The 22608-nt window shown below is 70.5% G+C and carries 21 protein-coding genes; 8 read left to right on the top strand and 13 right to left on the bottom strand.

Annotated elements, in window-relative coordinates:
* The first annotated feature begins 192 nt into the window (after window positions 1-192).
* Complete coding sequence (locus tag IEW13_RS02960; protein WP_188549432.1) at window positions 193-1290, top strand: glycerate kinase; 1098 nt, start codon at window positions 193-195, stop codon at window positions 1288-1290.
* A gap of 97 nt (window positions 1291-1387) precedes the next feature.
* Here IEW13_RS02960 and IEW13_RS02955 read toward each other — a convergent pair whose 3' ends face one another.
* The 3 genes from IEW13_RS02955 to IEW13_RS02945 all read right to left on the bottom strand — a co-directional run bounded on the left by IEW13_RS02955 (window position 1388) and on the right by IEW13_RS02945 (window position 4951).
* The gene (locus tag IEW13_RS02955) at window positions 1388-2569 is read right to left on the bottom strand and encodes an MFS transporter (RefSeq protein WP_188549431.1); all 1182 of its coding nucleotides are present in this window, start codon (window positions 2567-2569) and stop codon (window positions 1388-1390) included.
* Between the two features lie 3 nt (window positions 2570-2572).
* On the bottom strand, window positions 2573-4213 hold the full coding sequence (pgm, locus tag IEW13_RS02950) for a phosphoglucomutase (alpha-D-glucose-1,6-bisphosphate-dependent) (protein WP_188549430.1): 1641 nt from the start codon (window positions 4211-4213) through the stop codon (window positions 2573-2575).
* A gap of 90 nt (window positions 4214-4303) precedes the next feature.
* Window positions 4304-4951, bottom strand: a complete 648-nt coding sequence (locus tag IEW13_RS02945) for a TetR/AcrR family transcriptional regulator (RefSeq protein WP_188549429.1) — start codon at window positions 4949-4951, stop codon at window positions 4304-4306.
* 148 nt (window positions 4952-5099) lie between these two features.
* Here IEW13_RS02945 and IEW13_RS02940 point away from each other — a divergent pair, with 148 nt between their 5' ends.
* The gene (locus IEW13_RS02940; RefSeq protein ID WP_188549428.1) at window positions 5100-5861 is read left to right on the top strand and encodes an SDR family NAD(P)-dependent oxidoreductase; all 762 of its coding nucleotides are present in this window, start codon (window positions 5100-5102) and stop codon (window positions 5859-5861) included.
* Between the two features lie 84 nt (window positions 5862-5945).
* Here the strand turns inward: IEW13_RS02940 and IEW13_RS02935 are convergent, their stop codons facing one another.
* Window positions 5946-6626: an NUDIX hydrolase gene (locus tag IEW13_RS02935; RefSeq protein WP_229744888.1), complete on the bottom strand. Its 681-nt coding sequence runs from the start codon at window positions 6624-6626 to the stop codon at window positions 5946-5948.
* A gap of 343 nt (window positions 6627-6969) precedes the next feature.
* Between IEW13_RS02935 and IEW13_RS02930 the strand changes: the two genes are divergently transcribed.
* Together IEW13_RS02930 and cls are read left to right on the top strand one after the other, a co-directional pair.
* Window positions 6970-7734, top strand: coding sequence for an enoyl-CoA hydratase/isomerase family protein (locus IEW13_RS02930; protein WP_188549427.1), 765 nt, complete (start codon window positions 6970-6972; stop codon window positions 7732-7734).
* A 72-nt stretch (window positions 7735-7806) separates the two neighbouring features.
* Window positions 7807-9288, top strand: a complete 1482-nt coding sequence (gene cls / locus IEW13_RS02925) for a cardiolipin synthase (RefSeq protein ID WP_188549426.1) — start codon at window positions 7807-7809, stop codon at window positions 9286-9288.
* 122 nt (window positions 9289-9410) lie between these two features.
* Here cls and IEW13_RS02920 read toward each other — a convergent pair whose 3' ends face one another.
* From IEW13_RS02920 to IEW13_RS02905, 4 genes are all read right to left on the bottom strand, one after another.
* A complete protein-coding gene (locus IEW13_RS02920) occupies window positions 9411-10091 on the bottom strand; it encodes a hypothetical protein (protein WP_188549425.1) in 681 nt (226 codons plus the stop codon).
* A gap of 163 nt (window positions 10092-10254) precedes the next feature.
* Window positions 10255-11250: a YihY/virulence factor BrkB family protein gene (locus IEW13_RS02915; protein WP_188549424.1), complete on the bottom strand. Its 996-nt coding sequence runs from the start codon at window positions 11248-11250 to the stop codon at window positions 10255-10257.
* 216 nt (window positions 11251-11466) lie between these two features.
* Window positions 11467-12414 carry an electron transfer flavoprotein subunit alpha/FixB family protein gene (locus IEW13_RS02910; RefSeq protein WP_188549423.1) on the bottom strand — a complete coding sequence of 316 codons (948 nt, stop codon included), beginning with the start codon at window positions 12412-12414 and terminating at the stop codon, window positions 11467-11469.
* Window positions 12415-12537: 123 nt separating this feature from the next.
* A complete protein-coding gene (locus tag IEW13_RS02905; protein WP_188549422.1) occupies window positions 12538-13329 on the bottom strand; it encodes an electron transfer flavoprotein subunit beta/FixA family protein in 792 nt (263 codons plus the stop codon).
* 268 nt (window positions 13330-13597) lie between these two features.
* Here IEW13_RS02905 and IEW13_RS02900 point away from each other — a divergent pair, with 268 nt between their 5' ends.
* Complete coding sequence (locus IEW13_RS02900; protein ID WP_188549421.1) at window positions 13598-14788, top strand: ATP-binding protein; 1191 nt, start codon at window positions 13598-13600, stop codon at window positions 14786-14788.
* A 72-nt stretch (window positions 14789-14860) separates the two neighbouring features.
* Here IEW13_RS02900 and IEW13_RS02895 read toward each other — a convergent pair whose 3' ends face one another.
* Complete coding sequence (locus IEW13_RS02895) at window positions 14861-15826, bottom strand: NAD(P)/FAD-dependent oxidoreductase (protein ID WP_188549420.1); 966 nt, start codon at window positions 15824-15826, stop codon at window positions 14861-14863.
* A gap of 47 nt (window positions 15827-15873) precedes the next feature.
* Between IEW13_RS02895 and IEW13_RS02890 the strand changes: the two genes are divergently transcribed.
* On the top strand, window positions 15874-16449 hold the full coding sequence (locus IEW13_RS02890) for a helix-turn-helix domain-containing protein (protein WP_188549419.1): 576 nt from the start codon (window positions 15874-15876) through the stop codon (window positions 16447-16449).
* 83 nt (window positions 16450-16532) lie between these two features.
* On the opposite strand, the gene IEW13_RS17640 is transcribed toward IEW13_RS02890, so the two are convergent.
* The 4 genes from IEW13_RS17640 to IEW13_RS02875 are packed head-to-tail and all read right to left on the bottom strand — an operon-like array spanning window position 16533 to window position 19314.
* Complete coding sequence (locus IEW13_RS17640) at window positions 16533-16664, bottom strand: hypothetical protein (protein ID WP_268235163.1); 132 nt, start codon at window positions 16662-16664, stop codon at window positions 16533-16535.
* A gap of 18 nt (window positions 16665-16682) precedes the next feature.
* Window positions 16683-17690 carry an ABC transporter substrate-binding protein gene (locus IEW13_RS02885; protein ID WP_188549418.1) on the bottom strand — a complete coding sequence of 336 codons (1008 nt, stop codon included), beginning with the start codon at window positions 17688-17690 and terminating at the stop codon, window positions 16683-16685.
* A 56-nt stretch (window positions 17691-17746) separates the two neighbouring features.
* Window positions 17747-18472: an ABC transporter ATP-binding protein gene (locus tag IEW13_RS02880; protein WP_188549417.1), complete on the bottom strand. Its 726-nt coding sequence runs from the start codon at window positions 18470-18472 to the stop codon at window positions 17747-17749.
* Window positions 18469-19314, bottom strand: coding sequence for an ABC transporter permease (locus IEW13_RS02875; protein ID WP_188549416.1), 846 nt, complete (start codon window positions 19312-19314; stop codon window positions 18469-18471). The genes IEW13_RS02880 and IEW13_RS02875 overlap by 4 nt, the downstream gene beginning before the upstream one ends.
* A gap of 499 nt (window positions 19315-19813) precedes the next feature.
* Between IEW13_RS02875 and IEW13_RS02870 the strand changes: the two genes are divergently transcribed.
* Window positions 19814-21151, top strand: a complete 1338-nt coding sequence (locus tag IEW13_RS02870) for an acyl-CoA dehydrogenase family protein (protein WP_188549415.1) — start codon at window positions 19814-19816, stop codon at window positions 21149-21151.
* A complete protein-coding gene (locus IEW13_RS02865; RefSeq protein ID WP_308420791.1) occupies window positions 21148-22530 on the top strand; it encodes an LLM class flavin-dependent oxidoreductase in 1383 nt (460 codons plus the stop codon). Before IEW13_RS02870 ends, IEW13_RS02865 begins: the two co-directional genes overlap by 4 nt.
* Window positions 22531-22608 lie beyond the last annotated feature (78 nt).

The raw sequence follows: 22608 nt of genomic DNA, 5'->3' as shown, positions 1-22608 counted from the left end.
GCCGTCACGGCTTTCATTTTCCCCCGTCTCTTCCCCGATCCGCCACTGATCCCGTCGTATTGCGTCCTCGTGCGTCATACAGGTCCCTTCTGCAGGGCAGCGGGTTATCCCCTGAGCGGGCGTCGGGCCTCCGCCGGTCAGGACATCGGGCGTCCCTTGTGCTGAATACCCCGCGGGGCGAATGATGGGAGGATGCACTTCCTGATCGCTCCCGACAAGTTCAAAGGCACGCTCAGCGCGGAGCAGGTCGCCACGCACCTTGCCAGGGGATTGGAGAGCCACGGGCACACCGCCGCGTGCGTCCCGGCCGCCGACGGCGGGGACGGCACCGTCGCGGCCGTGCTGGCCTCCGGTTTCACCGAGCATCGCTCTCTGGTCACAGGTCCGCACGGACGGCCGGTCGAGGCCGCCTATGCCCTCCGCGGCACCACCGCCGTGATCGAGACCGCGCAGGCCTCCGGGCTGACGCTCATGGACCCGCGCCGGCCGATGCCGATGGAGGCCACCAGTTACGGCACCGGTGAGCTGATCCGCCATGCCCTTGATGCCGGGGCCACCACCATCGTCCTGGGTGTCGGCGGCGTCGCCACCACGGACGGCGGCATCGGCATGCTCACCGCCCTGGGCGCGCGCTTCCTGGATGCCGACGGCCAGGAGGTCCGTCCCGGCCGGCTGGAGAAGCTCGAGGCGGTGGAGGCCGGGGGGCTGGACCCCAGGATCGGCGCGGTCGAGGTCGTCCTCGCCAGCGACGTCGACAACCCGCTGACCGGTCCCGATGGCGCGGCCGCCGTCTACGGGCCGCAGAAGGGTGCCGGACCAGACCATGTCCGGCGGCTCGACGCGGGGCTGCGCCGGCTGGCCGGCCTGGTCGATCCGGAAGCGGCTGACCGCCCCGGTGCAGGTGCCGCCGGTGGCATCGGCTTCGCGGCGATGGCGCTGCTGGGAGCGGAGCGCCGGCCGGGCATCGACGCCGTGCTGGAGCTCGGCCCCTTCCGGGAGGAACTCGCCCGGGCGGACGTCGTCGTCACCGGCGAGGGCAAGGCCGACCGGCAGACCCTCCACGGCAAGGTCGCCCACGGCGTCGCCCGGCGTGCGCGAGAGGCGGGACTGGAGACCTGGGTGGTCTGCGGGGTCAGCGAGCTGAGCCAGGAGCAGATCGACGAGGCAGGATTCGCCGGGGTGCTCGCCCTGACTGACATCGAACCCGACCCCGAGCTGTGCCGCGCCAATGCCGGTGAGCTGCTGGACCATCTGGCTCAGCGCCTCGCGGCCCGCTTCGAGGAATCCTGAGGGACCGGCGCGTTCCGGAGGACGCTGACGGCGGTCCGGCAGGCTTCGGGAGCCTCGCCCGCGCCGCGCAGTCAGCCGTCTGACGTCGCCGGCGCGCTCACGCCCGTCTCATCGTGGACCGGCCCAGCCAGCCCGCCACCGCGGAGACCAGGCCCAGTCCGGCCACCAGCCAGAACGCCTCCTGGGCTCCGATGCCGTCGATGATGGCACCGGCTGCCGGGGAGCCGAGCGCGACTCCGATGCCCATCGACGTCCCCGACCAGGACAGCGCCTCCGTGGTCCTGCCCTGCGGCGCCAGTTCCTGCAGCAGGGTGCTGCCGGCGATCAGCGTCGGCGCGATGGCGAAACCGACGACGAACATGACGGCGCCCATCTGGAACAGGTTGTGCGGCAGGAGCAGCAGGCACAGGCCGAGAGCCAGGGCCGTGTTGGCGACCACCAGCCGGGTCGCCGCCGACGCCTTCCAGCGGATCGTCCCGTAACCGGCGCCGGCGACCAGCGAACCGGCCGCGAAGATGCCCAGCAGCACCCCGCCCAGCGGCTGCGCACCCTGCTCGTCGGCGAAGGCGATGGCGATGATGTCGATCGCGCCGAAGTTCATTCCCAGCAGCAGATAGCACACCACCACGACGAGGATCCCCGGGTTGCCCAGCACCCGCCCCCGCTTGGTCCCGGTGGCACGCGTGAGGGGCGGCTCGCTGGCCTTCTGCATGTACAGCAGGCAGGCGCCCACCGACAGCACCACCAGGGACAGCGCCAGCCCGGCGCTTGAGAACAGCGTCGTCGCCATCACGGTCACCAGGACCGGGCCGGTGATGAACAGCAGCTCGTCCATCATCGCCTCCCAGGAGAAGGCGGCGTTGAGCTGTTGCGGGGACTTCACCGCGTAGATCCAGCGGGCCCGCACGAGGGAGCCCGCCGGGCCCAGGCTCGCGCCGGTCACGAGCGCCAGGAGCACCACGACCACCGGGTGCGACTGCGCGTAGACGGACGCGATCAGGCCGCCCAGGCTCAGCACGTGCACGATCGCGGCCGGGATCATCACCCGGGCCTGGCCGCGGGCATCGGCGGCCTTGGCCAGCAGCGGGTTGCCGATGGCCTGGGCGCAGACGAGCACGGCCGCCAGCGCGCCGGCCAGTGCATAGGAACCGGTCTGAAGCTGCACGAACAGGACGGTGCCGATCCCCAGCAGGGCGATGGGCATCCGGGCCAGCAGCCCGGCGAGGGAGAAGCGTAGTGCGCCCGGAAGACTCAGGGCCTCAGCGTAGGTGGAGAACAATCCTCACGACTCGATGACACGGGAGACCAGCCGCGCGGCCTCGTCTTGGATACGGGACAGGTGCTCGGCGCCCTTGAGGGACTCCGCGTAGATCTTGTACACGTCCTCCGTTCCGGAGGGCCGCGCGGCGAACCAGGCGTTCTCCGTGACGACCTTGAGCCCGCCGATCTCCGCGTCATTGCCGGGCGCGCGGGTCAGGGCGGCGACGATGGGCTCGCCGGCGATGGACTCATCGCTGATCTGCTCGGAGCTCAGGTCCTTCAGCGCGGCCTTCTGCTCCCGGCTGGCCGGGGCGTCGGTGCGCGCATAGGCCGCCTCGCCATAGCGCTCCACCAGGCCGGCGTAGTGCTGGGAGGGCGTCGAGCCGGTCACGGCGGTGATCTCGCTGGCCAGCAGTGCCAGCAGGATGCCGTCCTTGTCCGTCGTCCACGCCCCGCCGTCGCGGCGCAGGAAGCTCGCCCCGGCGGACTCTTCCCCGCCGAAGCCCAGCTCACCGGTGAGCAGCCCGTCGACGAACCACTTGAAACCGACCGGCACCTCGTAGAGCTCACGCCCGAGCGAGGCGGTGACCCGGTCGATCACGGAGGAGCTCACCAGGGTCTTGCCGACCTTCGCCGTCTTAGGCCACCCCGGGCGGTGGGAGAACAGGTAGCCGATGGCCACGGCCAGGTAGTGGTTCGGGTTCATCAGGCCGGCGTCCGGCGTGACGATCCCGTGCCGGTCCGCGTCGGCGTCGTTCCCGGTGGCGATGTCGTAGTCGTCGCGAGCGGAGATGAGCGAGGCCATGGCGGCCGGGGAGGAGCAGTCCATCCGGATCTTGCCGTCCCAGTCCAGCGTCATGAACGCCCAGGTGGGGTCCACGGCGGGGTTCACCACGGTCAGGTTCAGATCGTGCCGCTCGGCGATCGTCGCCCAGTAGTCCACGCTCGCCCCGCCCAGCGGGTCGGCGCCGATGTGCAGCCCGGAGGCGCGGATCGCGTCGATGTCGAGCACCTGCGGCAGATCGTCGACGTAGTCGTGCAGATAGGGGTGGTTGGTCGTGTTGTCGAGCTTGTACGCCCGGGTGAAGGGGGTGCGGGGGATGGACGTCCAGCCGGAGGCGAGCAGCTCGTTGGCGCGGGCGGCGATCCAGCCGGTGGCCTCGGTGCCGGCCGGTCCGCCGTGCGGCGGGTTGTATTTGAAGCCGCCGTCGGCCGGCGGGTTGTGGCTGGGAGTGATGACGATGCCGTCGGCCTTCGCCCCGCGGCCGGCGTCCCGGTTGTACCGCAGGATGGCGTGGCTGAGCGCGGGGGTCGGCGTGAACCCGTCGCGGTCGTCGATGAAGGTGGGCACCCCGGCGGCGGCCAGCACTTCCAGCGCGGTCACCAGCGCGGGCTCGCTCAGCGCGTGCGTGTCGCGGCCCAGGAACAGGGGGCCGCCGATGCCGGCCTGCCGCCGGTACTCGATGATGGCGGCGGTGATCGCGGCGATGTGCGCCTCGTTGAAGGAGCCGTTCAGACTGGACCCGCGGTGCCCCGAGGTGCCGAAGACCACCTGCTGGGCGGGGTCGGACAGGTCCGGCTCGTTGCTGTGGTAGGCGTCGAGGAGGGCGTCGACGTCGATGAGGTCTTCCGGGAGGGCGGGAGTGCCGGCGCGTTCGCTCATATATGCATCTTGCCAGCTGCGGCGGCAGCACAGGGCCCCCTGGTTCAGCCATCTCAGGATATGGCCCCGGTTTCCCGGTGGCCGCACACCTCAGGTACGGACGGCCCCAGGAGAAGCGGCGCCGGGGCGGCATGACGTCTCCGGCTCGGCCTCCAGCAGCCGGAAGGCGAAATGCGTGTACCGTTCCTCCAGCTGCGCGGGGCTCAGGCGCCCGTCCTCTCGGTACCACAGCGGCAGGGAGTTGCAGAAGGACACCACGGCGCGCACCGCCTCCTCCGGGTACGGGGTGCGGAAGTGCCCCTGCTCCACCCCGCGCAGCACGACGCCTTTGATGAGCTCATTGGAGGCGATCTGGCGGGCCCGGGCGATCTCCAGTCGCTCGGGATCCAGCCGCTCCGTCTCCCGGAGCAGCACGCGGCTGCCCTCCCGGTTGGCGATGCGGAAGCGGACGATGAACCTGATCAGCGCGTCCAGCTGCGAGCGGGCGTCCTCGCCGGACTCCTGGAGGATGGCGTGGGCGCTGCCGAGGAAATCGTCGAAGGTCGAGCAGATCAGCTCCAGCAGCGCGTCCTGTTTGGAGGGGAAGTAGTAGTAGAGCGCGCTCAGGCTCAGTCCGGCCTCCTGCGCGATATCGCGGATGGAGGCGCCGTCGTAGCCCTTGGAGGAGAAGGTCCTGCGGGCGGCCGTGAGCAGCGCGGCGCGGCCGGGACGCGTCCGCGTCTCCGAGGTGCCCGCCATCGCGCCCTCCTGGAGGAGAAATGAGTTCCGCTCTGCGACGATGATACCCAGACGCCGGTGGTAACGTGCCTCACATCGGACCTGATCGACCAGCGGTCCGGCACGCCCTCAGCCGGGCCCGCCGGACCCCTCCCGAAAGGCGTGGACTATGAAGATCGACGGTGCTGTCGCTCTCGTCACCGGCGGTGCGTCCGGACTCGGACTCGGCACTGCGCGCAAGCTGCTGGAAGCCGGCGCACAGGTGGTCATGGTGGACCTCAACGAGGACGCCGGCCGGCAGACCGCCCAGGAACTGGGCGAGGGGGCGCACTTCGCCGCCGCCGACGTCACCGATGAGGAGCAGGTGCAGGCGGCGGTGGACCTGGCCGCGAGCCTGGGCGATCTGCGCATCGTGGTCAACTGCGCCGGCGTGGCCACACCCGGCAAGCTCGTCTCCAAGCGCGGGCCGCTGCCCCTGGAGCAGCTGAGCAAGGTCATCGCGATCAACCTGATCGGCACCATCAACGTCTCCCGCCTGGCCGCCGTGGCGATCCAGGGCACGGAACCGGTCGGCGAGGAGCGCGGGGTCATCGTCAACACCGCCTCGGTGGCGGCCTTCGACGGGCAGATCGGGCAGATCGCGTACTCCGCCTCCAAGGGCGGCGTCGCCGCCGTGACGCTGCCGATGGCGCGCGAGCTGGCCTCCTCCCTCATCCGCGTGGTCACCATCGCGCCCGGGATCTTCCAGACGCCGATGATGGCCGGGCTCCCGGAAGCCGCGCAGCAGTCGCTCGCCAGCCAGATCCCCCATCCGAGCCGGCTCGGCACGCCCGCCGACTACGCGCAGCTGGTGGAGAGCATCATCGCCAATCCGATGATCAACGGCGAGACGATCCGGCTCGACGGCGCCATCCGGATGGCACCCAAGTAGTCCGTCCTGATGATTCCGCGGTTGTGCCCTAATTCCACGTGAACTGACGCGGAATTAGGGCACAACCCCTGCGCTAAGCGGACCTCAGCGGTCGTGCCGGACCGGTTCGATCCGCCGTCCGGTGGCGGCCTGCGCCAGGATGTCCTCGGCTGACCCCAGGGATGCCAGCTCCCTGAGCAGAGTCAGCGTGGGACGCATGAGCTTGACCTCGCCGCGTTCCTCGTCCTCCAGCGCCTGCCGCACCGGCGTCCACACCGACCGGTGGGCCTCGCTCGTGCGATGCTCCAGGGTGAGCGCGGCATCGGCCGCGGTGAGGAAGAAGTACGTATCGTAGCGCCGCGGCCGCCCCGGCGGCGTGATCCAGTTGGCCCACGGCATCAGCCGCAGGGGATCCAGGGCCGCACCGGTCTCCTCGGCCACCTCCCGCAGCGCGGCCGCCAGGATCATCCGCGCGCCGTCGACGGTGCCGGCCTCGTCGGTGTGCCGCCAGGCCCGTGCGTGGCGGGCCAGCAGGTCCTCCGGGACACCGGCGGGCACCTCGGAACCGCGGTCGGCTTGATCGACCCGGCCGCCGGGGAAGACCGCGACCCCGGCGGCGAAATCCATCGTGGAGACCCGGTGCTGCAAGAACACCTCGGGCCCGTCCCCGCCCTCCCGGAGCACGATCACGCTGGCAGCGGGGCGCACCGGCACCGGGGGCACGGCCTCAGCCGGGTGCCAGCCGTCGGCGGTGTCGGCGCGGTCCTGCGGTCCCAGCTCCCTCACGGGTCCCTCCTGCCTCGATGCTTGCCCCTACCCTAAGCGCCATGGCACCCGGCCCGGCCGACGGCTCGGCGCATGGGGCCCGGGCGACCACGCGGCGCGCCCTCACGGAGAACAACCGGGTAGTGACAGAACACCCCCGTAGACGGTGTTGTTCTGTCACTCGCCGGTTGTTTCGTGAAGGTCACCGGCGGGCGCCATGTGCAAGGCAGGGGAACTCCGTGGTCCGATAGGGTCGAGAGCAGGTGATGGCTCAGCGGAGTCGCGCCGAGCCAGGCCGCACCGCCGTGGGAGCGCACGCGACCTCGCGGCAGCCCCCGTCCGCCAACCGCACGAGGAGCCCGTCATGTCCCTGATCCAGTCCGAGCTCTCCGCTTCCGGCGTCCTGACCGTCCAGCTGCACAACCCGGCCTCGCGCAATGCGCTCTCCGTGGAGATGTTCCACGATTTCACCACGGCCCTCTCCCAGCACGGGGACCAGGTGAAGGCGGTCGTCTTCACCGGCTCCGGCGGGGTGTTCTCCTCCGGCGGCGACCTGGCGCAGATGCCGCCGGCGGACGAACGCGGCGCCGATGAGCAGATGGACGCCATCGCCGCCATGGTCCGCCTGGTGACGGGCCTGGAAGTGCCGTCGGTCGCCGCGGTCTCCGGTCCGGCCGCCGGCGCTGCGGTGGGTCTCGCGCTCGCGTGCGATGCCGTGATCGCCGATGAGACGGCGGTGTTCGTGCTGCCCTTCACCCGCCTGGGGCTTCTTCCGGACGGCGGGATCCTGAGCCTCCTCGCCGCCCGGGTCGGCCCGGCACGGGCCCGCTACCTGCTGCTGCGTGCCGAACCGATTCCTGCGGCGGCGGCGCTGGCCCAGGGGATCGTCGACGAGGTTGCCGGGGAGGCCGCGCTTCCGGCGGCCCAGCGCCTGGCCGGGGACCTCGCCGGGCGGGCGCCGGCGGCGGTGAGCGGCACCAAGGCGGTGCTGCGGTACCGCGCCCCGAGCCTGGAGGAAGCCCTCGCGGCGGAGAAGAACGCCCAGCGGCGGCTGTTCTTCTCCGCGGACTTCGCCGAGGGCAAGCGGGCGTTCTTCGAGCGGCGCGACCCTCGCTTCACCGGCGAGTGACCGCGGCACCGGCCTCCGCGGTGTCTTTCGCCCGCCGCTGCGAGGCGCCGGCCCCCACGTAGGATGTCGTTCATGGGGTTCTCGCTGTTTCCGGTCACTGGGTTCCCCTTGTGGGCCACCATCGTGCTGGTCGGGGTGGATCTGCTCATCCGCATCGTCGCCCTCGGATGGATCCCGAACAAGCGCAAACCCTCGGTGGCACTGGGCTGGCTGGTGGCCATCTTCTTCATCCCGTACGTCGGCATCCTCGCGTTCCTGCTGTTCGGTTCGGCCAAGGCGCCGCGGCCGCGGCGTGAGAAGCAGACGGAGATCAACCGCTACATCCGTGAACTCAGCGGCGGGGGCGCCATCGCCGCCGATGCCGACGACCTGCCGGAGTACGTCCGCACCGCCGCGCAGCTGAACTACACGCTGGGGACGCTTCCTCTGCTGGGCGGGAACAGCTTCGAGCTGCTGCCGGACAGCCACCAGTGCATGCGCCTGATGGCCGCCGATGTCGACCGGGCCCAGGAGTACGTGCACTTCGAGTTCTACATCGTCTCCCTGGATCCGGCGACGAAGGAGCTCATCGAGGCGCTGCTGCGGGCTCATCAGCGCGGGGTGAAGGTGCGCATCCTCATCGACCACGTCGGTTCCCTCGGCTACCCCGGCTATAAGGAACTCGTCCGGCTGCTCGACAGCGCGGGCATCCCGTGGCGGCGGATGCTGCCGGTGCGGCCGTGGCGCCTGGAGTACCAGCGGCCGGACCTGCGCAATCACCGCAAGCTCCTCGTCGTGGACGGCGCCTGCGCCTACACCGGCTCTCAGAACATCATCCACCGTTCCTACAACAAGCCGGGCAATCTGCGCCGCGGCTTGGAGTGGCTGGACCTGATGGTGCGCACGGAGGGTCCCATCGTGGCGGCGCTCAACGCGGTGTTCATCACCGACTGGTACTCGGAGACCGAGCAGATCCTCTTCGACGAGTTCGACACGCGCCTGCCGGAGGAGCTCAGCGCCGATGGGATCAGCCAGGTGGTGCCCTCGGGGCCCGGGTTCGAGCTGGAGAACAATCTGCGGCTGTTCAACCACCTGATCTACAACGCGAACGAGCGGATCGTCATCTGCAGCCCGTATTTCGTGCCGGACGAGTCGATCATGCACGCCCTCACCACGGCGGCGCTCTCCGGCGTGGAGGTGCGGCTATACGTCGGGGAGACCGGCGATCACACCATCACGCACCTGGCGCAGTGCTCGTTCTACGAGGAGCTGATGCGTGCCAAGGTGCGTATCTTCCTGTACCACGCGCCGGTGGTGCTGCACTCGAAGTTCATCCTGGTGGACGACGATGTGGCTGTCATCGGCTCGTCCAATATGGACGAGCGGTCCTTCGCGATGAACTTCGAGATCTCGCTGATGATCGCCGATGAGGGTTTCGTCTCCCGGATGTACCAGCTGGAAGAGTCGGACTACCGGCCGAACTGCGAGGAGCTCACGCTGGAGCGCTGGGTGAGCAGGCCGCTGGCCAAGCGCTACTTCGAGAACGTGGCGCGGCTGACCTCGGCGCTGCTCTGAAACGGTCCCGGCACGGCACGGCCCCGGCGGTCCGCGCAAGCCGAAACATGCGAAGGCCGGCCGGGGCCGGAAACCAGCCGGGCAGCTCGCGCTGTGCGCAACCCGAGGCGCCCGAGGATGGGTCAGGACTGCTTCTTGGTCCCGGAAGACCCGCTCGATGAGCTGCCGGAGGACCCGCTGCCGGAGGACCTGCTGCCGGAAGAGCCGCTGCCGGAAGACCCGCTGCCGGATGCGCGTGAGGAGGTCGAGCTGCCGGAGGAGCCGGAGTTCTTCGCGGCACCGGACGAGGAAGCCTTGGTGCCGTTGCCGGAGCCCGCGCTTCCGGAGCCTGCCGCGGTGCCGGAGCCCTTCGACGCACCGGCTTTCTGCTTCGCTTCGTCGGCCTTCTTCTCCGCCGTCTCCTTGGCCTGCTGGACGCCTTTGTCCGCTGCCTCGGCGGCGTCGTCCGCCGTTTCCTTGACCTTCTCCGCGGCGTCCTCGCTGGCATCCTTGACCGCGTCGGCGCCCTCCTGGGCGGTGTCCTTGAACTTGTCGGCGGCGTCCTTGACTTGTTCCTTGGCCTGCGCCGCGTACTGCTGGGCCTTCTCGGCGACGACCGGGGCGGCCTCCTTCACCGCTTCAGCGGCTTCGGGCGCCTTCTCCTTGACGGTGTCGGTCACCTGGGTGACGGTGTCCTGCACACGCGGGTCGGACCACCAGTCCTGGATCTGGGCTTTGAGCTTCTCGTAGCTCTGACGTCCGGCACGCGAGCCGAGGACATACCCGACTCCGAGTCCGGCGAGCAGGATCAGGCGCTTCTTCATGGCAGTCTCCTCGTCTGTCGCTCGGCCTGCCTGCAGTGCCCGTCGATGATGCAGCGTGCCCGTGCGGGAGTGGCCGAGGGGCGTGTGCGCGGTCATATCGAGCCTAGCTCACCGGCACTATCGCTGTCACCGGTACCCCCTTGCTCACCTGGGACGCTGTTCGTCAGCGCTGATCGCCCTCGCGGAGTTCCTCCGCCAGGTCGGCATGCCGGTCGATCAGCCGCGCCTGGGTCTCCAGCCGGCTCTCGTCACGGGTGACGAGCCTGATCTGCGCGGTGGCGTCCATGCCCGCCGCCAGCTGCGCGGCGCGGATGACCTCGGCGTCGAAGGCGGCACCGATCAGCAGAGCCAGATTCGACATCCACACCCACAGCAGTGCGATGATCACGCCGCCGAGCGATCCGTAGACGGTGTTGTACTCGGAGAAGCCCTGCACGTAGGCGTAGAAGCCGTAGGTCAGCCCGCCCCAGCACAGCAGCGCGAACACGGCGCCGATGCTCAGGTACTGCACCCGCCGGCGGCGCACGTTCGGGGTGGCGTAGAAGAGCAGGGAGATCAGGGCGATGGCCAGGAGGAGGATCACCGGCCACCGCCCGATGGACCACAGCTGCACGGAGAGGTCGCCCAGCCCGACGAGGTCCCCGAGCCGCTGGGCGATGTCCCCGCCGATCAGGAGGGAGAGCATCACGAGCACGAAGATCACCAGCACGGCCAGGGCGACCAGCATCATCAGCGGGCGCAGCTTCCAGTACGGCCGGCCCTCCTCGACGCCGTAGATCCGGTTCAGGGCGCTGCCCATGCCCAGCACATAGGCGCTGACCGTCCACAGCGCGCCCACCATGCTGGCGAGGAACACCGGCAGCGGCGAGGAGGCCAGGGAGATCTCCACGAGCGGTTCGCGCAGTTCCAGCAGCATCCGGAAGCCGGTGATCTCCGCGACGACCTGCAGGATGGCGTCGATCGTCTGGGCGCCCTGCCCGAACAGGCCGAGGATGGAGACCAGGGCGAGCGCCGCCGGCAGCAGGCCCAGGATGTTGAAGAAGGACATGGCGGCGGCGAGCTGGGGCAGCCCGTTGCGGCTGAACTGCACGTAGGTGCCCCGCAGCGCCAGCCGCCAGCCACGCCAGGGCATCCTGCGGCGCGGCAGACCGGGCGGCATGGGCGTCTCCTGGAAGCTGGTGCGGGCGTGTTCGGGTCCTGGCGTCCAATCTAGAGCGTCTCGGGGCCGGCGCGGACGTTCCGCGCCGCGTGTGATGACGGCGAAAACGACTCCCGGGCCGGCCCGCTCGTGCGGACCGGCCCGGGAGAGCGCCAGGAAGGAGCCGGGTGCCGGTGCGCGCGGCGCCGGGGACGGCGGCCGTCGCGGCCGGGCGGCTCAGGCCTTGCGCTTCTTGACTTCCTCGGTGGCCTGCGGGAGGACGTCGAAGATGTCCCCGACCACGCCGAAGTCGGCCAGCTCGAAGATGGGGGCGTCCTCGTCCTTGTTGACGGCCACGATGGTCTTCGAGGTCTGCATGCCGGCGCGGTGCTGCACGGCACCGGAGACGCCCGCGGCGATGTAGAGCTGCGGGGAGACGGTCTTCCCGGTCTGCCCGACCTGGTGGGCGTGCGGGTACCAGCCGGCGTCGACGGCGGCGCGGGAGGCGCCCACAGCACCGCCGAGCGCATCGGCGAGCGCTTCCACGGGGCCGAAGTCCCCGCCGGTGCCGCGCCCGCCGGTCACCACGGTGGCGGCCTCAGTCAGCTCGGGCCGGCCGGAGGCGGGCTTCTCCTCCACGGAGACGACCCGGGCGCCGGTGCCCGAGGGCGTGAAGTCGATCGCTTCCACCGCGCCGGTGGCCGGGGCGGGCTCGGCCGCCACCGAATTCGGCTTCACGGTGATGAACGGCGTGCCCTTGGCCACCTTGGACGTCACCGTGTAGGCGGCGGCGAAGACCTGCTGGGTGGCGGTCAGGTCGGCGTCGACGTCGATGGCGTCCGTGATGACGCCGGAGCCGGTCTTGGCTGCGGCGCGGGCGGCGATCTCCTTGCCGTCGAAGGACGAGGGCAGCAGGACGGCCGCGGGCTGCCGCGAGCCGACCAGATGCGCCAGGAGCTCCGCCGCGGGGGTGACGAGCACGTTCTGGTACACCGGGTCGTCGGCGACCAGCACCGTCTCGGCGCCGTATTCCGCCAGCGTCGCGGCGGCGTTCGAGGCGGCTTCCGTGGCGCCGACGAACACGGCCACCGGGGTGCCGGCCCGGCGGGCCAGGGTCAGCAGCTCGAAGGTGGGCTTGCGGACGGTGCCGTCCGCGTGGTCGACCAGGACGAGGACTTCGGACATGGATTGTTCTCCTTGACGATCATGCGGGCCGTTGACGGCCGGAAAGAACTTGGAAGAGCCTTAAGCGCGCGGCCGGCGCGGGTGCCGTGGCGTCCGCCGATGGCGCAAGCGCCGGCCGGTGGGTCAGACGAGCTTCTGAGCGGCCAGATACTCGGCCAGCCGGCGGCCGCCATCGCCCTCGTCGTGGACGATCTCACCGGCGGTGCGCGGCGGCCGCTCCGTGATGCTCTGCACCACGGTGGAGGCGGCGGCCTGGCCGACCTCGTCGCCGGAGACGCCCAGATCGTCCAGGGTCCAGGTGTCCAGCGGCTTACGCTTGGCGGCCATGATGCCCCGGAAGGAGGGGTAGCGGGGTTCGTTGATCTGATCGGTCACGGAGACCACCGCCGGTAGCTCGGCCTCGATGAACTGCGAGGAGGTGTCGCCGTCGCGGCGGATGCGCACCTTGCCGTCGGCGACCTCGACCGAGGAGGCGACGGTGGCGGCCGGCCAGCCGAGCCGTTCGGCCACCTGGACCGGCACGGCGGAGGTGACGCCGTCGGTGGAGGCCAGGCCGGTCAGCACCAGGTCCAGGGGAGCCTCGGCGTGGAGCTTCTCCACGACCGCGGCCAGCACGCGCGAGGTGGACAGCACACAGGAGCCGGCGATCCGGTCGTCGAGCACGTGGACGCCGCGCTTGGCGCCGATCTGCAGCGACTTCTTCACCGCGGCGACGGCCTGCTTGGGGCCGACCGTGATCGCGATGACCTCGGCGTCCTTGCCGTGCGCCTCGGCGAAGGTGAGTGCTTCTTCGAGCGGGTATTCGTCCAGCTCGGAGAGCAGGCCGTCGGTGTCGCGGTCGACGGTCTTGTCAGCGGTGAAGGTGCGCTCCTCCGCAGCATCGGGAACGTATTTGGTGAAGACGGCGATTCGCATCTGGCGTTCTTTCCTTCCCTTCGTATGAAGTGCGTCCGGAGCGCGCCCGGGTGCAGGCGCTCTCACGCGGGATGCTGCCGCAGGCGCAGCTGCCGGATGGGCCAGGACGCCAGGCAGGCTTCTCCGCGCTGAAAAGCATGCGCTTCGACCATACTTAACGATTGATCAACTCGCCAGGGGCGCGCCGCACGCCGACTCAGTCCGCACCCCGGCGGGGGAGCGTATGTCGCTCGCCGTAGAGAGGCCGATACGGCCGTAGCCTAGGGGCATGGATCCCATCCGGAACCCCTACGCCCCCGGTGCGGGACAGCGTCCGCCGGAGCTGGCCGGCCGCGACACCGAGCTGGGCCTGTTCGACGTGGTCCTGGAGCGGATCGCACGCGGCCGCCCGGAGCGTTCCCTGGTGCTGACCGGCCTGCGCGGCGTGGGCAAGACGGTGCTGCTGAACAGCCTGCGCTCCGCCGCGGTACGGGCCGGCTGGGGCACGGGCAAGATCGAGGCGCGCCCGGACTCCGAGCTGCGCCGGCCGCTGTCCTCGGCGCTGCACCAGGCCATCCGTGAACTGGGCGTCCGGGACGACGAGGCCCGCACCCACGTGCTGGGGGTGCTCAAAGCCTTCGCCCAGCGCTCCGCGGGCAGCAAGGCTGCGCTGCGCGAGAGGTGGCAGCCGGGCATCGACGCCCCGGCGGTGCAGGGCAGGGCCGACACCGGCGACATCGAGATCGACCTGGTCGAGCTGTTCAGCGACGCCGCCGGCCTGGCGCAGGACACCGGCCGCGGGATCGCGCTGTTCATCGACGAGATGCAGGATCTGGGCGCGGACGACATCTCGGCGCTGTGCGCCGCCTGCCATGAGCTCTCCCAGCAGTCCCTGCCGCTGGTGGTCGTCGGCGCCGGCCTGCCGCATCTGCCCGCGGTGCTCTCAGCCAGCAAGTCCTACAGTGAGCGGCTGTTCCGGTACGTGCGCATTGACCGCCTGGATCGCGAGCAGGCCGACCGCGCGCTGCGCGCCCCCGCCCTGGAGGAGGAGGCGGACTACACCGCGGAAGCGTTGGAGGCGCTTTACGACGCCACCGACGGCTATCCGTACTTCGTGCAGGCATATGGCAAGGCCGCCTGGGACGTGGCGCCCCGCTCGCCCATCACCGCCGACGACGTGCGCGTGGCCGCACCCCACGCGGAGAGCGAGCTGGCGGTGGGGTTCTTCGGCTCCCGCTATGAACGCGCCACCCCCGCCGAGCGCGAATACATGCGCGGGCTGGCCGAATGCGAACTTGAGCACGGGCAGGACGGCGGCGTTCCCACGGCGGCACTGGCCTCAGCGCTTGGCCGGAAGCCGCAGTCCCTGTCCCCGGCGCGCGACGGCCTGCTTAAGAAGGGCCTGGTGTACTCCGCCGAGCGCGGCAGGATCGCCTTCACGGTGCCGCACTTCGGCCGGTACCTGCGCGACCAGCCCTAAGCGGCACGCTCTGCACCGGAGTGGCGCCGCCGCCCGTGCTGAACAGCTAGCCGGCGCGGAGCCGGATCCGCCTCACCGGCGGGCCAGCACCGCCTGGCGAGCGTCCTCCGCGACCAGATCGGCGTTGACGGCGCCGCCGGCCTCGACCCCGGCGCCGTGGGCCACCGAGACCGTCGCCTTCAGATCTCCGGCGTTCCCCGCCGCCCACACGCCGGGAAGGTCGGTCACGCCCATCATCCCGGCCGGGATGACCTCGCCCATCGGGTGCTCGCTCAGCGTGCCGCCGAGTTGCTGGTACAGGTCGCCGCGGCTGCGGAACCGTGGTGCCACGGCGAGGGCGTCCATCCGGAAGGTCGTCTCCCGCTCTCCGGCGATGACGGCCTCCAGCTGCGTCTCTCCGTCCCCGGCGGCTTCCCGCAGCCGGAGCATCCGGCCCTCGATCACCTGAACGCCCAAGGCCGCCAGCTGCTCCCAGGTCTCGTCCTCGAACTCGACTCCGGGTTGCAGGAACACGGTCACCCGGTCGCTCAGCTGACGGAACAGCAGGGTGCCGTGGGCGCTCATCGGGCTCGTGGCGAGGACTCCGATCTCTTTGCCGCGCACCTCCCAGCCGTGGCAGTAGGGGCAGTGCAATACCCGCGAACCCCAGTACTCGCGAAGCCCCGGTACCTCGGGGAGCTCGTCCACCAGTCCCGTCGCCAGGACGATCCGGCGGGCGCCGATGCCGGTGCCGTCCGCCAACCCGAGGCGGAACCCGTCAGCGTGCCGCTGGGCGCTGACGACGGTGCCGTCGATGAATCCGGCGCCGTAGCCGAGCGCCTCCTGCCGGCCGGTGGCCAGGAGCTCCAGCGGGTTGATGCCCTCACGGCCGAGGAGATTGTGCGCGCCGGCGGCCGGGGCGTTGCGGGGTTCGCCGGCGTCGATGACGACGACCCGCCGGAGCGAGCGCGCCAAGGTGGTGGCTGCGCCGAGCCCGGCAGCCCCGCCGCCGATGATCGCAACGTCATAGTCCACATGTTGTGCGTCTTGTGCGTCCATGCCTCCACGGTAGACGCCCCTTGCGCTTGACGAATACAGTTTTGCGCATGAAGCAAGAACTTCCCGTGGAGGATCTCGCCCGTCACCGTATCCGGGGTCTGCGCCTGGCACGTGGTTGGTCGCTGGAGGCGCTGGCCTCGCGCTGCCATATGAGCACCTCCACTCTGAGCCGCATCGAGACCGGGCATCGCCGCATCGCTCTGGATCAGCTGGTCGCCCTGGCCCGGGCGCTGGACGCGACCCTGGATCAATTGCTGGAGCCGCCCTCCGATGAGGACGTCGTGATCCGGCCCGAGTCGCACTCCCGCCCGGGCATGACCATGTGGATGCTCTCCCGTGAGGGCGCCGTCGGCGGAGCCACAGTCGCGAAGATCCGGCTGGCCGCGGAGCCGCCCCCCGCGGACCAGGAACTGAAGGTGCACCCCGGGTGGGAATGGCTGACCGTGCTCTCCGGCACGCTGCGCCTGCAGCTGGGCGAACGGGTCATGCTGATCGAACCGGGCCAGGCCGCGGAATTCACCACGATGACGCCCCACGCCCTGCACGCCCACGGCGGCCCGGTGGAGATGCTGATCATCTTCGACCGGGAAGGCGAGCGGGCGCATCTGCACCCGCGCACCTGAGACTGCGCTCCCTGGTCCCCAGCGGCGCTTGCGCCTCCGCGGGGTGCGTTCAGCCTTCCCCGAAGGCGCGCAGCACCGCGGCGTTATGGGCGTAGACCGAACCGGCGCCGATGGTCGGGTGCGGCGCAGGCGGCCAGGCTGAGCACGGTCGAGGCGATCGCGAGCCTGGTGACGGCACGGCGGAGCCGCCGGGCGAGGGCGGGACGGTCAGTCATGGGTTCCTCCCGGATAGATCAGCCGGCCGTGCCGGAGGGCACGGCATAGTCGTTGAAGTCGGTGGTGAAGACCTCGCGCAGGTCGATGTCCGGGTCGGTGACGATGTCGTACTCCCCGTAGGTCTGCAGCCATTCCTGCGACTCGTCCAGGAACTCGTCGTCGATGGGCTGCAGGCCGGTGGCGCCGCGGCCGATGCTCAGCTCCAGCGCCTCCTCGGAGAAGCCCAGTTCCGGGGCGAGCAGCTCCACGTACTCCTCGGGGTTGTTCACCGCCCAGTCGATGTTGTCGGCGATGGCGGTGGTCAGCGCCTGAATCGCCTCGGGCTTGTCCTCCAGGGTCTGGTTGGAGGCGAAGTACGGGTAGTAGTTGTCGAAGATGTCCCCGAAGCCGGCCAGGATCTCCGAGTCGGTCTGCTCCTGCGCGAACGCCGTGGCCGGGTCGGTGCTGATGAAGGCGTCCACGTGGCCCTGCACATAGGCTTGGATGGCGTCGTTCGGGTTCGAGTCCACGAACTCGATGTCCTCCAGGCTCAGGCCTTCCTGCTCCAGCAGGGTGACGAACGCCGGGTAGTAGTTGGCAGCGGTGCTGCCGACCACCCGCTTGCCGGCCAGGTCCGCCACGGATTCGATGCCGCTGTCCGGTTTGACCAGCACGGACTGCGCGCCGGGAGCGGGCTCGGTGACGGCGAAGGCGCGCACTCCGCCGTTCGTGTTGATGTAGGTCTGGATCAGCCCGACGTCGCCGCCCTCGGCGACATCGACGTTCCCGCTGGCCAGGGCGCTGAGCAGGTCGGTGTAGTTGGGGAAGAAGGAGTATTCGAAGCGATAGCCGTCCATCTGGTAGTCGCGGGCCCACAGGACGCTGAGGAAACCGAAGGTGCGGGGGACGCCGACGCGGATGGTGGTTTCCTCATCGGCGCCGGATCCCTCCTGGGCGCCGGGAGCGGCGCAAGCGGTCAGGACCAGCAGCCCGATGGAGGTCAGCGCCAGGGTCAGGCGCGCGGCGGCGGTGCGCAGCAGTGACATGGTCGTCTCCTGATGTCAGGCCGGCCGTGAACGGGCCGGCGGGGGAAGGTGATGGTTCAGATCTCGTTGCGGCTGACGCCGAGCTGGAGCAGGACGCGCTCGCGGAGGTCCTCGAAGCGGCTCAGGCGCCGATCCCGGGGGCGCGCCAGGTCGACGGGGACGTCCAGGCTGACGCCGCCGGAGGACAGCACCACGATGCGGTCGGCGAGGGTGATCGCCTCCTCGACGTCGTGGGTCACCAGCACCACGGTGAAGCGGTGGCGGACCCACAGGTCGTGCACGAGTGCCTGCGCGTGCAGCCGGGTCAGGGCGTCGAGCGCGCCGAAGGGCTCATCGAGCAGCAGCAGTTCGGGCTGGCGGTGCAAGGCCCTTGCCAGGGAGACCCGCTGCTGCTGGCCGCCGGAGAGGGTGGAGGGCCACACATCGGCCTTCCCCTCCAGTCCGACCTCCGCGAGCGCCTCCTTGGCGGCGGCCCGCAGTTCCGCCGTGGAGCCGGGCTGGCCCAGGACGACGTTGTGCCAGACCTTGCTCCACGGCAGCAGGCGCGCGTCCTGGAACCCGAACGCCACTTTCTCGGAGCGGTCGATGGTGCCGGTGTAGTCCCGGTCGATGCCGGCGATGGAGCGCAGCAGCGTGCTCTTGCCGCTGCCGCTCTTGCCGACCAGCGCCACGAAGGAGCCGGCCTCGATGGACAGGTCGACGTCCTGCAGGACGACGTTGTCGCCGAAGGTCTTGGTGTATCCGCGCAGGTGCACCGGCGCGGCGGTCTGCGTGAGGCTCATTGCCGGAAGTCCTTTGCCCAGGGGAGAACGATCTTCTCGATCAGCCTGACCAGCGCCTCGATCAGCACGCCCAGAACGGCGTAGATCACGAGGGCGGCCACGATCATGTCGGTCCGCAGGAAGTCCTTGCCCTGCTGGAGGATGTGCCCGATGCCCGCGTTGGAGTTGACCGCCTCGCCGACGACCAGGCTGAGCCAGGCGTTGGCCAGGGAGAACCGCAGTCCGATCAGATACGAGGGAAGGGCACCGGGGATGACGATGTACCGGATCAGCTGGAAGCGGTTGAGGCCCTGGACCACGGAGAGCTCGTAGAACTTCGGGTCCACCCCGACGATGCCCTTGAACAGGTTCAGGTACACCGGGAAGACGACGCCGACGACGACCAGGCCGACCTTGAGGGCCTCGTCGATGCCGAGCCAGATCATCAGCAGCGGGGCCAGGCCCAGGAACGGCAGGGCCCGCAGCATCTGCAGCGGGGTGTCGACGACGTCCTCGGCCGAGCGGGACAGCCCGGCGATCAGCCCGAGCACGGTGCCCGCGGCCACGCCGATGGCCAGGCCGAGGGCCACGCGGCGCAGTGAGACGCCCAGGTCGACCAGCAGGCTGCCCTCCCGCAGGCTGCCCCACAGGTACTGGGACACCTCCACCGGTGAGGCGAGGGTCGCGGCGTTGATATAGCCGAGCCAGGAGGCCGACTGCCACAGCACGAGCAGCACGAGGACGACGGCGCTCCTGCGGGCGTAGCGGCCGGCCCGGCCGGGTTTCGCCGGTCTCTTCGCTCCGGGCCGGCCGGACGCGGCGCGGGACGCCGGTCCTTCCGGCGCCTTCGTATGCGTGCTCATGGTCACCCCTTCGACGGTCGCGATCACTGGCGGTGCCGCGAGCGGCGGCACCGGCTCGGACTCTATGCAGGAGCGGCCCGGTGGCGCGGGACGGGGACGCGCAGCGTCATGGACTCGTCATACGGAGTCACGGAACGTCTCCGAAACGTCATGAAGCGACGTTCTTCCCGTCTGCGGGGCGCCCTTGTCACAAGGGCCCTGTCGGCCGCCGCTGCACCGCACTATCGTGACGACCGGGCGCTGCTCACCGAACACCGTCACCGGCAACCGAACGTGTCAGGACCCGGCGCCCTGAGAGCTTTCGAGTCGAGTGCGCGAGGGGTCGCGACGGGCACGATCCCGGCGGAAGCCGGAGCCGGGGGCATCGTGCGCGCCGGCAGGTGGGGGCTCCCGCAGCGAGTCGTGAGGCCGGCGCGTGATCGCACGGGCACTGACACCGGCGCGCCCTGAGGGACTCCGGAGGGGCCGTCGAGGAACACGGAACGAACAAGGAGAGCCGATGAGCCGAACTCCGTCCGAAGAGACGCACGCCGCGCCGGCCGCCGGGTTGCCGGAGAGCCTGCTGGAGGAGATCGCTGAGGGCGCGGTCGACCGCGAGCTGGGCCGCATCCTGCCCTTCGAGCAGGTGTCCCGGCTCGATGCGGCCGGCTTCGGCGCCCTGCGGGTGCCCAGGGAGGCCGGCGGGCTGGGCCTGTCGATAGAGGACCTCATCGGCGAGGTGATCCGGCTGGCCCAGGCCGATTCGAACATCGCGCATCTCTACCGGGGCCATTTCGGCTTCGTCGAGTCCCTGCGGTTCCAGCCGGAGGAGATTCGCCGGCTCTGGTACGGGCGGGTGGCCGAGGGCGCGACGGTCGGCAACGCCTCCACCGAGAAGGGCGGCAATGCGCTGGGCACGCTGAACACGGTCCTGAGCCGGGACGCGGCCGGCGGCTGGCGACTGGACGGGGAGAAGTTCTACTCGACCGGGACCGTCTTCTCCGACTACACGCGCGTCTCCGCCGCCGAGCCCGACGGCTCCCCGGGGCGGCGTTTCGCGGTGGTGGCTACGGATGCACCCGGGGTGACGGTGCACGACGACTGGGACGGTTTCGGCCAGCGGCTCACCGGCACCGGCACGACGGTCTTCGAAGCGGTCCCGGTGGAGCCTCTCGCCGTGCTGAACCGGGTGGCCGGTACGCACGAGGCCGTGCACGAGGCGGCGTTCTTCCAGCTGTATCTCCTGGCGGTGCAGGCGGGAATCGCCCGTGCCGCGCTGCGCGACGCCGTGGCGCTCGTCGCCCGCCGCACGCGGACGTTCAACACCTCCGGTTCCGGGCTGCCGTTCCGGCACGATCCGCTCATCCAGCAGATCATCGGCACCATGTCGGCCAAGACGATGGTGGCCGAGGCGGTGGTGCGTGAGGTGGCCCGGGTGCACGACCGGTCCCTGGCCGCGGGGCTCGCCGCCGGCACCGCCGAGCCCGGCTTCGGCGGGGAGCTTCCGGTTGCCGTGTACGAGGCGGAGCTCGCTGTGGAGAAGGCGCAGGCGACCGTGCCCGCCATCGTGCTGGAGGTGACCCAGGAACTGTTCCAGACCGTGGGGGCGTCCGCGACGGCGCGGACCAAAGCACTGGACCGGCACTGGCGGAACGCCCAGACGGTCGCGACGCACAATCCGATCGTGTTCCGGGCCAGGAGCATCGGCGACTACGAGGTCAACGGCGCTCTCCCGGAGGGGCTGAACGCCATCGGCGACGCCCCGGGGCCAGCGGCAGGAACACATCCGGCTGGCTCGGCTGCGCCGGCGACCTTGCCGGACCGGGATGCCGGCGAAGACAGCGGGGCTGCCCGGTGACGGCCGCGGCGGACGAGGCGCCGGAGCCGATGCTGTTCAACGCCTTCGACATGCTGGTGCCGGTGCATCAGTCGCCGGGTCTGTGGCGGCACCCGGAGTCCGGCATCGAGCGGTTCGACCGCCTGGACTACTGGGTGGAACTGTCCCGCACGGTGGAACGGGCGGGGTTCTCCTGCTTGTTCCTGGCGGATATCCCCGGGGTCTACGACGTGTACGGCGGCACCAGCGAGGCAGCCGCCCGCGGCGGGGTGCAGTATCCGGTGCTGGACCCGCAGGTGATCGTGCCGGCGCTCGCGGCCGCGACGAGTCATCTGGGCTTCGGGCTGACGGCGTCGGTGACCTACGAGCCGCCATATCTGCTGGCGCGGCGGTTCGCCACCTTGGACCATCTGACCGGCGGGCGGATCGCGTGGAACATCGTGACCAGCTATCAGGACTCCGCCGCGCGAAATCTCGGCCTGAGCGGGCAGATCCCGCATGACGAGCGCTATGACCGGGCCGATGAGTACATGGAGGTCATGTACAAGCTGTTCGAGCATTCGGTGGAGGACGGCGCGTTGCGGGCGGACAAGGACGCGGGCGTGTTCCTGGATCCGGGTGGCGTCCACCGGATCGGGCATCACGGCCGGTGGTTCTCCGTGCCGGGGGAGATGCTGACCCATCCGGGGCCGCAGCGCACGCCGCTGCTGTTCCAGGCGGGATCCTCGGCCCGCGGGCAGCGGTTCGCGGTGGATCACGGCGAGGCGATCTTCGTCATCAACGCGAACGCCGGGCGGCTCGGCCGGCAGGTCCAGGAGACGCGAGCGGCGCTGGCGGCAGCCGGGCGGGATCCTCGGTCGGTGAAGTTCTTCGCGATGGCGACGCTCGTGGTCGGGGAGACCGAGGCTGAGGCGCAGGATCGCCTGGCGCAGTACAAGCGGTACGTGGACACGGAGTCCGCGCTGGCGCTCTTCGGCGGCTGGACCGGGGTGGATCTGTCCGGGCTGTGTGAGGACGACTATGTCGCGGACGTGCAGACGGAGGCGAACCAGTCGGCGCTGGCGATGTTCACCAAGGACCCCGCGCGGACATGGACGGTTCGTGACGTGGCGGAGTTCGTCTCCATCGGCGGCCGGGGCCCGTTGATCGTGGGCGATCCCGGCCAGGTGGTGGACGAGCTGCTGCGCTGGAAGGAGACTGCCGGCGTGGACGGCTTCAATATCTCCGCCGCGGTGCGTCCGGCCGACTTCGAACGCTTCGAGCACTACATCACCCCTGAGCTGCGGCGGCGCGGGCTGCTGCCGGAACGGCCGGCGACGCCGCTCACGCTGCGGGAGCAACTGCTCGGCGCTGGCCCCCATCTGGCCGCCGACCATCCCGCGAGCCGCATCCGCCTCTGACGGTGAACGTCGCCGTGGCCGGGATTCACCTACATGGGCGGCCGATGTCCTCGTGTGCCCCGCACGCCGTGGCCAGGT

Source organism: Sediminivirga luteola (assembly GCF_014639315.1).
Taxonomy (GTDB): domain Bacteria; phylum Actinomycetota; class Actinomycetes; order Actinomycetales; family Brevibacteriaceae; genus Sediminivirga; species Sediminivirga luteola.
This window is presented reverse-complemented; position numbering and strand designations above follow the sequence as displayed.

What these genes read in the sequence shown, in the direction of transcription:
- IEW13_RS02895 (WP_188549420.1), bottom strand. Translation starts at nt 15,826, where the DNA reads ATGGACGCACAAGACGCACAACATGTGGACTATGACGTTGCGATCATC.
- IEW13_RS02920 (WP_188549425.1), bottom strand. Translation starts at nt 10,091, where the DNA reads ATGAAGAAGCGCCTGATCCTGCTCGCCGGACTCGGAGTCGGGTATGTC.
- IEW13_RS02900 (WP_188549421.1), top strand. Translation starts at nt 13,598, where the DNA reads ATGGATCCCATCCGGAACCCCTACGCCCCCGGTGCGGGACAGCGTCCG.
- IEW13_RS02885 (WP_188549418.1), bottom strand. Translation starts at nt 17,690, where the DNA reads ATGTCACTGCTGCGCACCGCCGCCGCGCGCCTGACCCTGGCGCTGACC.
- IEW13_RS17640 (WP_268235163.1), bottom strand. Translation starts at nt 16,664, where the DNA reads ATGACTGACCGTCCCGCCCTCGCCCGGCGGCTCCGCCGTGCCGTCACC.
- pgm (WP_188549430.1), bottom strand. Translation starts at nt 4,213, where the DNA reads ATGAGCGAACGCGCCGGCACTCCCGCCCTCCCGGAAGACCTCATCGAC.
- IEW13_RS02915 (WP_188549424.1), bottom strand. Translation starts at nt 11,250, where the DNA reads ATGCCGCCCGGTCTGCCGCGCCGCAGGATGCCCTGGCGTGGCTGGCGG.
- IEW13_RS02875 (WP_188549416.1), bottom strand. Translation starts at nt 19,314, where the DNA reads ATGAGCACGCATACGAAGGCGCCGGAAGGACCGGCGTCCCGCGCCGCG.
- cls (WP_188549426.1), top strand. Translation starts at nt 7,807, where the DNA reads ATGGGGTTCTCGCTGTTTCCGGTCACTGGGTTCCCCTTGTGGGCCACC.
- IEW13_RS02960 (WP_188549432.1), top strand. Translation starts at nt 193, where the DNA reads ATGCACTTCCTGATCGCTCCCGACAAGTTCAAAGGCACGCTCAGCGCG.
- IEW13_RS02930 (WP_188549427.1), top strand. Translation starts at nt 6,970, where the DNA reads ATGTCCCTGATCCAGTCCGAGCTCTCCGCTTCCGGCGTCCTGACCGTC.
- IEW13_RS02870 (WP_188549415.1), top strand. Translation starts at nt 19,814, where the DNA reads ATGAGCCGAACTCCGTCCGAAGAGACGCACGCCGCGCCGGCCGCCGGG.
- IEW13_RS02940 (WP_188549428.1), top strand. Translation starts at nt 5,100, where the DNA reads ATGAAGATCGACGGTGCTGTCGCTCTCGTCACCGGCGGTGCGTCCGGA.
- IEW13_RS02945 (WP_188549429.1), bottom strand. Translation starts at nt 4,951, where the DNA reads ATGGCGGGCACCTCGGAGACGCGGACGCGTCCCGGCCGCGCCGCGCTG.
- IEW13_RS02890 (WP_188549419.1), top strand. Translation starts at nt 15,874, where the DNA reads ATGAAGCAAGAACTTCCCGTGGAGGATCTCGCCCGTCACCGTATCCGG.
- IEW13_RS02910 (WP_188549423.1), bottom strand. Translation starts at nt 12,414, where the DNA reads ATGTCCGAAGTCCTCGTCCTGGTCGACCACGCGGACGGCACCGTCCGC.
- IEW13_RS02880 (WP_188549417.1), bottom strand. Translation starts at nt 18,472, where the DNA reads ATGAGCCTCACGCAGACCGCCGCGCCGGTGCACCTGCGCGGATACACC.
- IEW13_RS02905 (WP_188549422.1), bottom strand. Translation starts at nt 13,329, where the DNA reads ATGCGAATCGCCGTCTTCACCAAATACGTTCCCGATGCTGCGGAGGAG.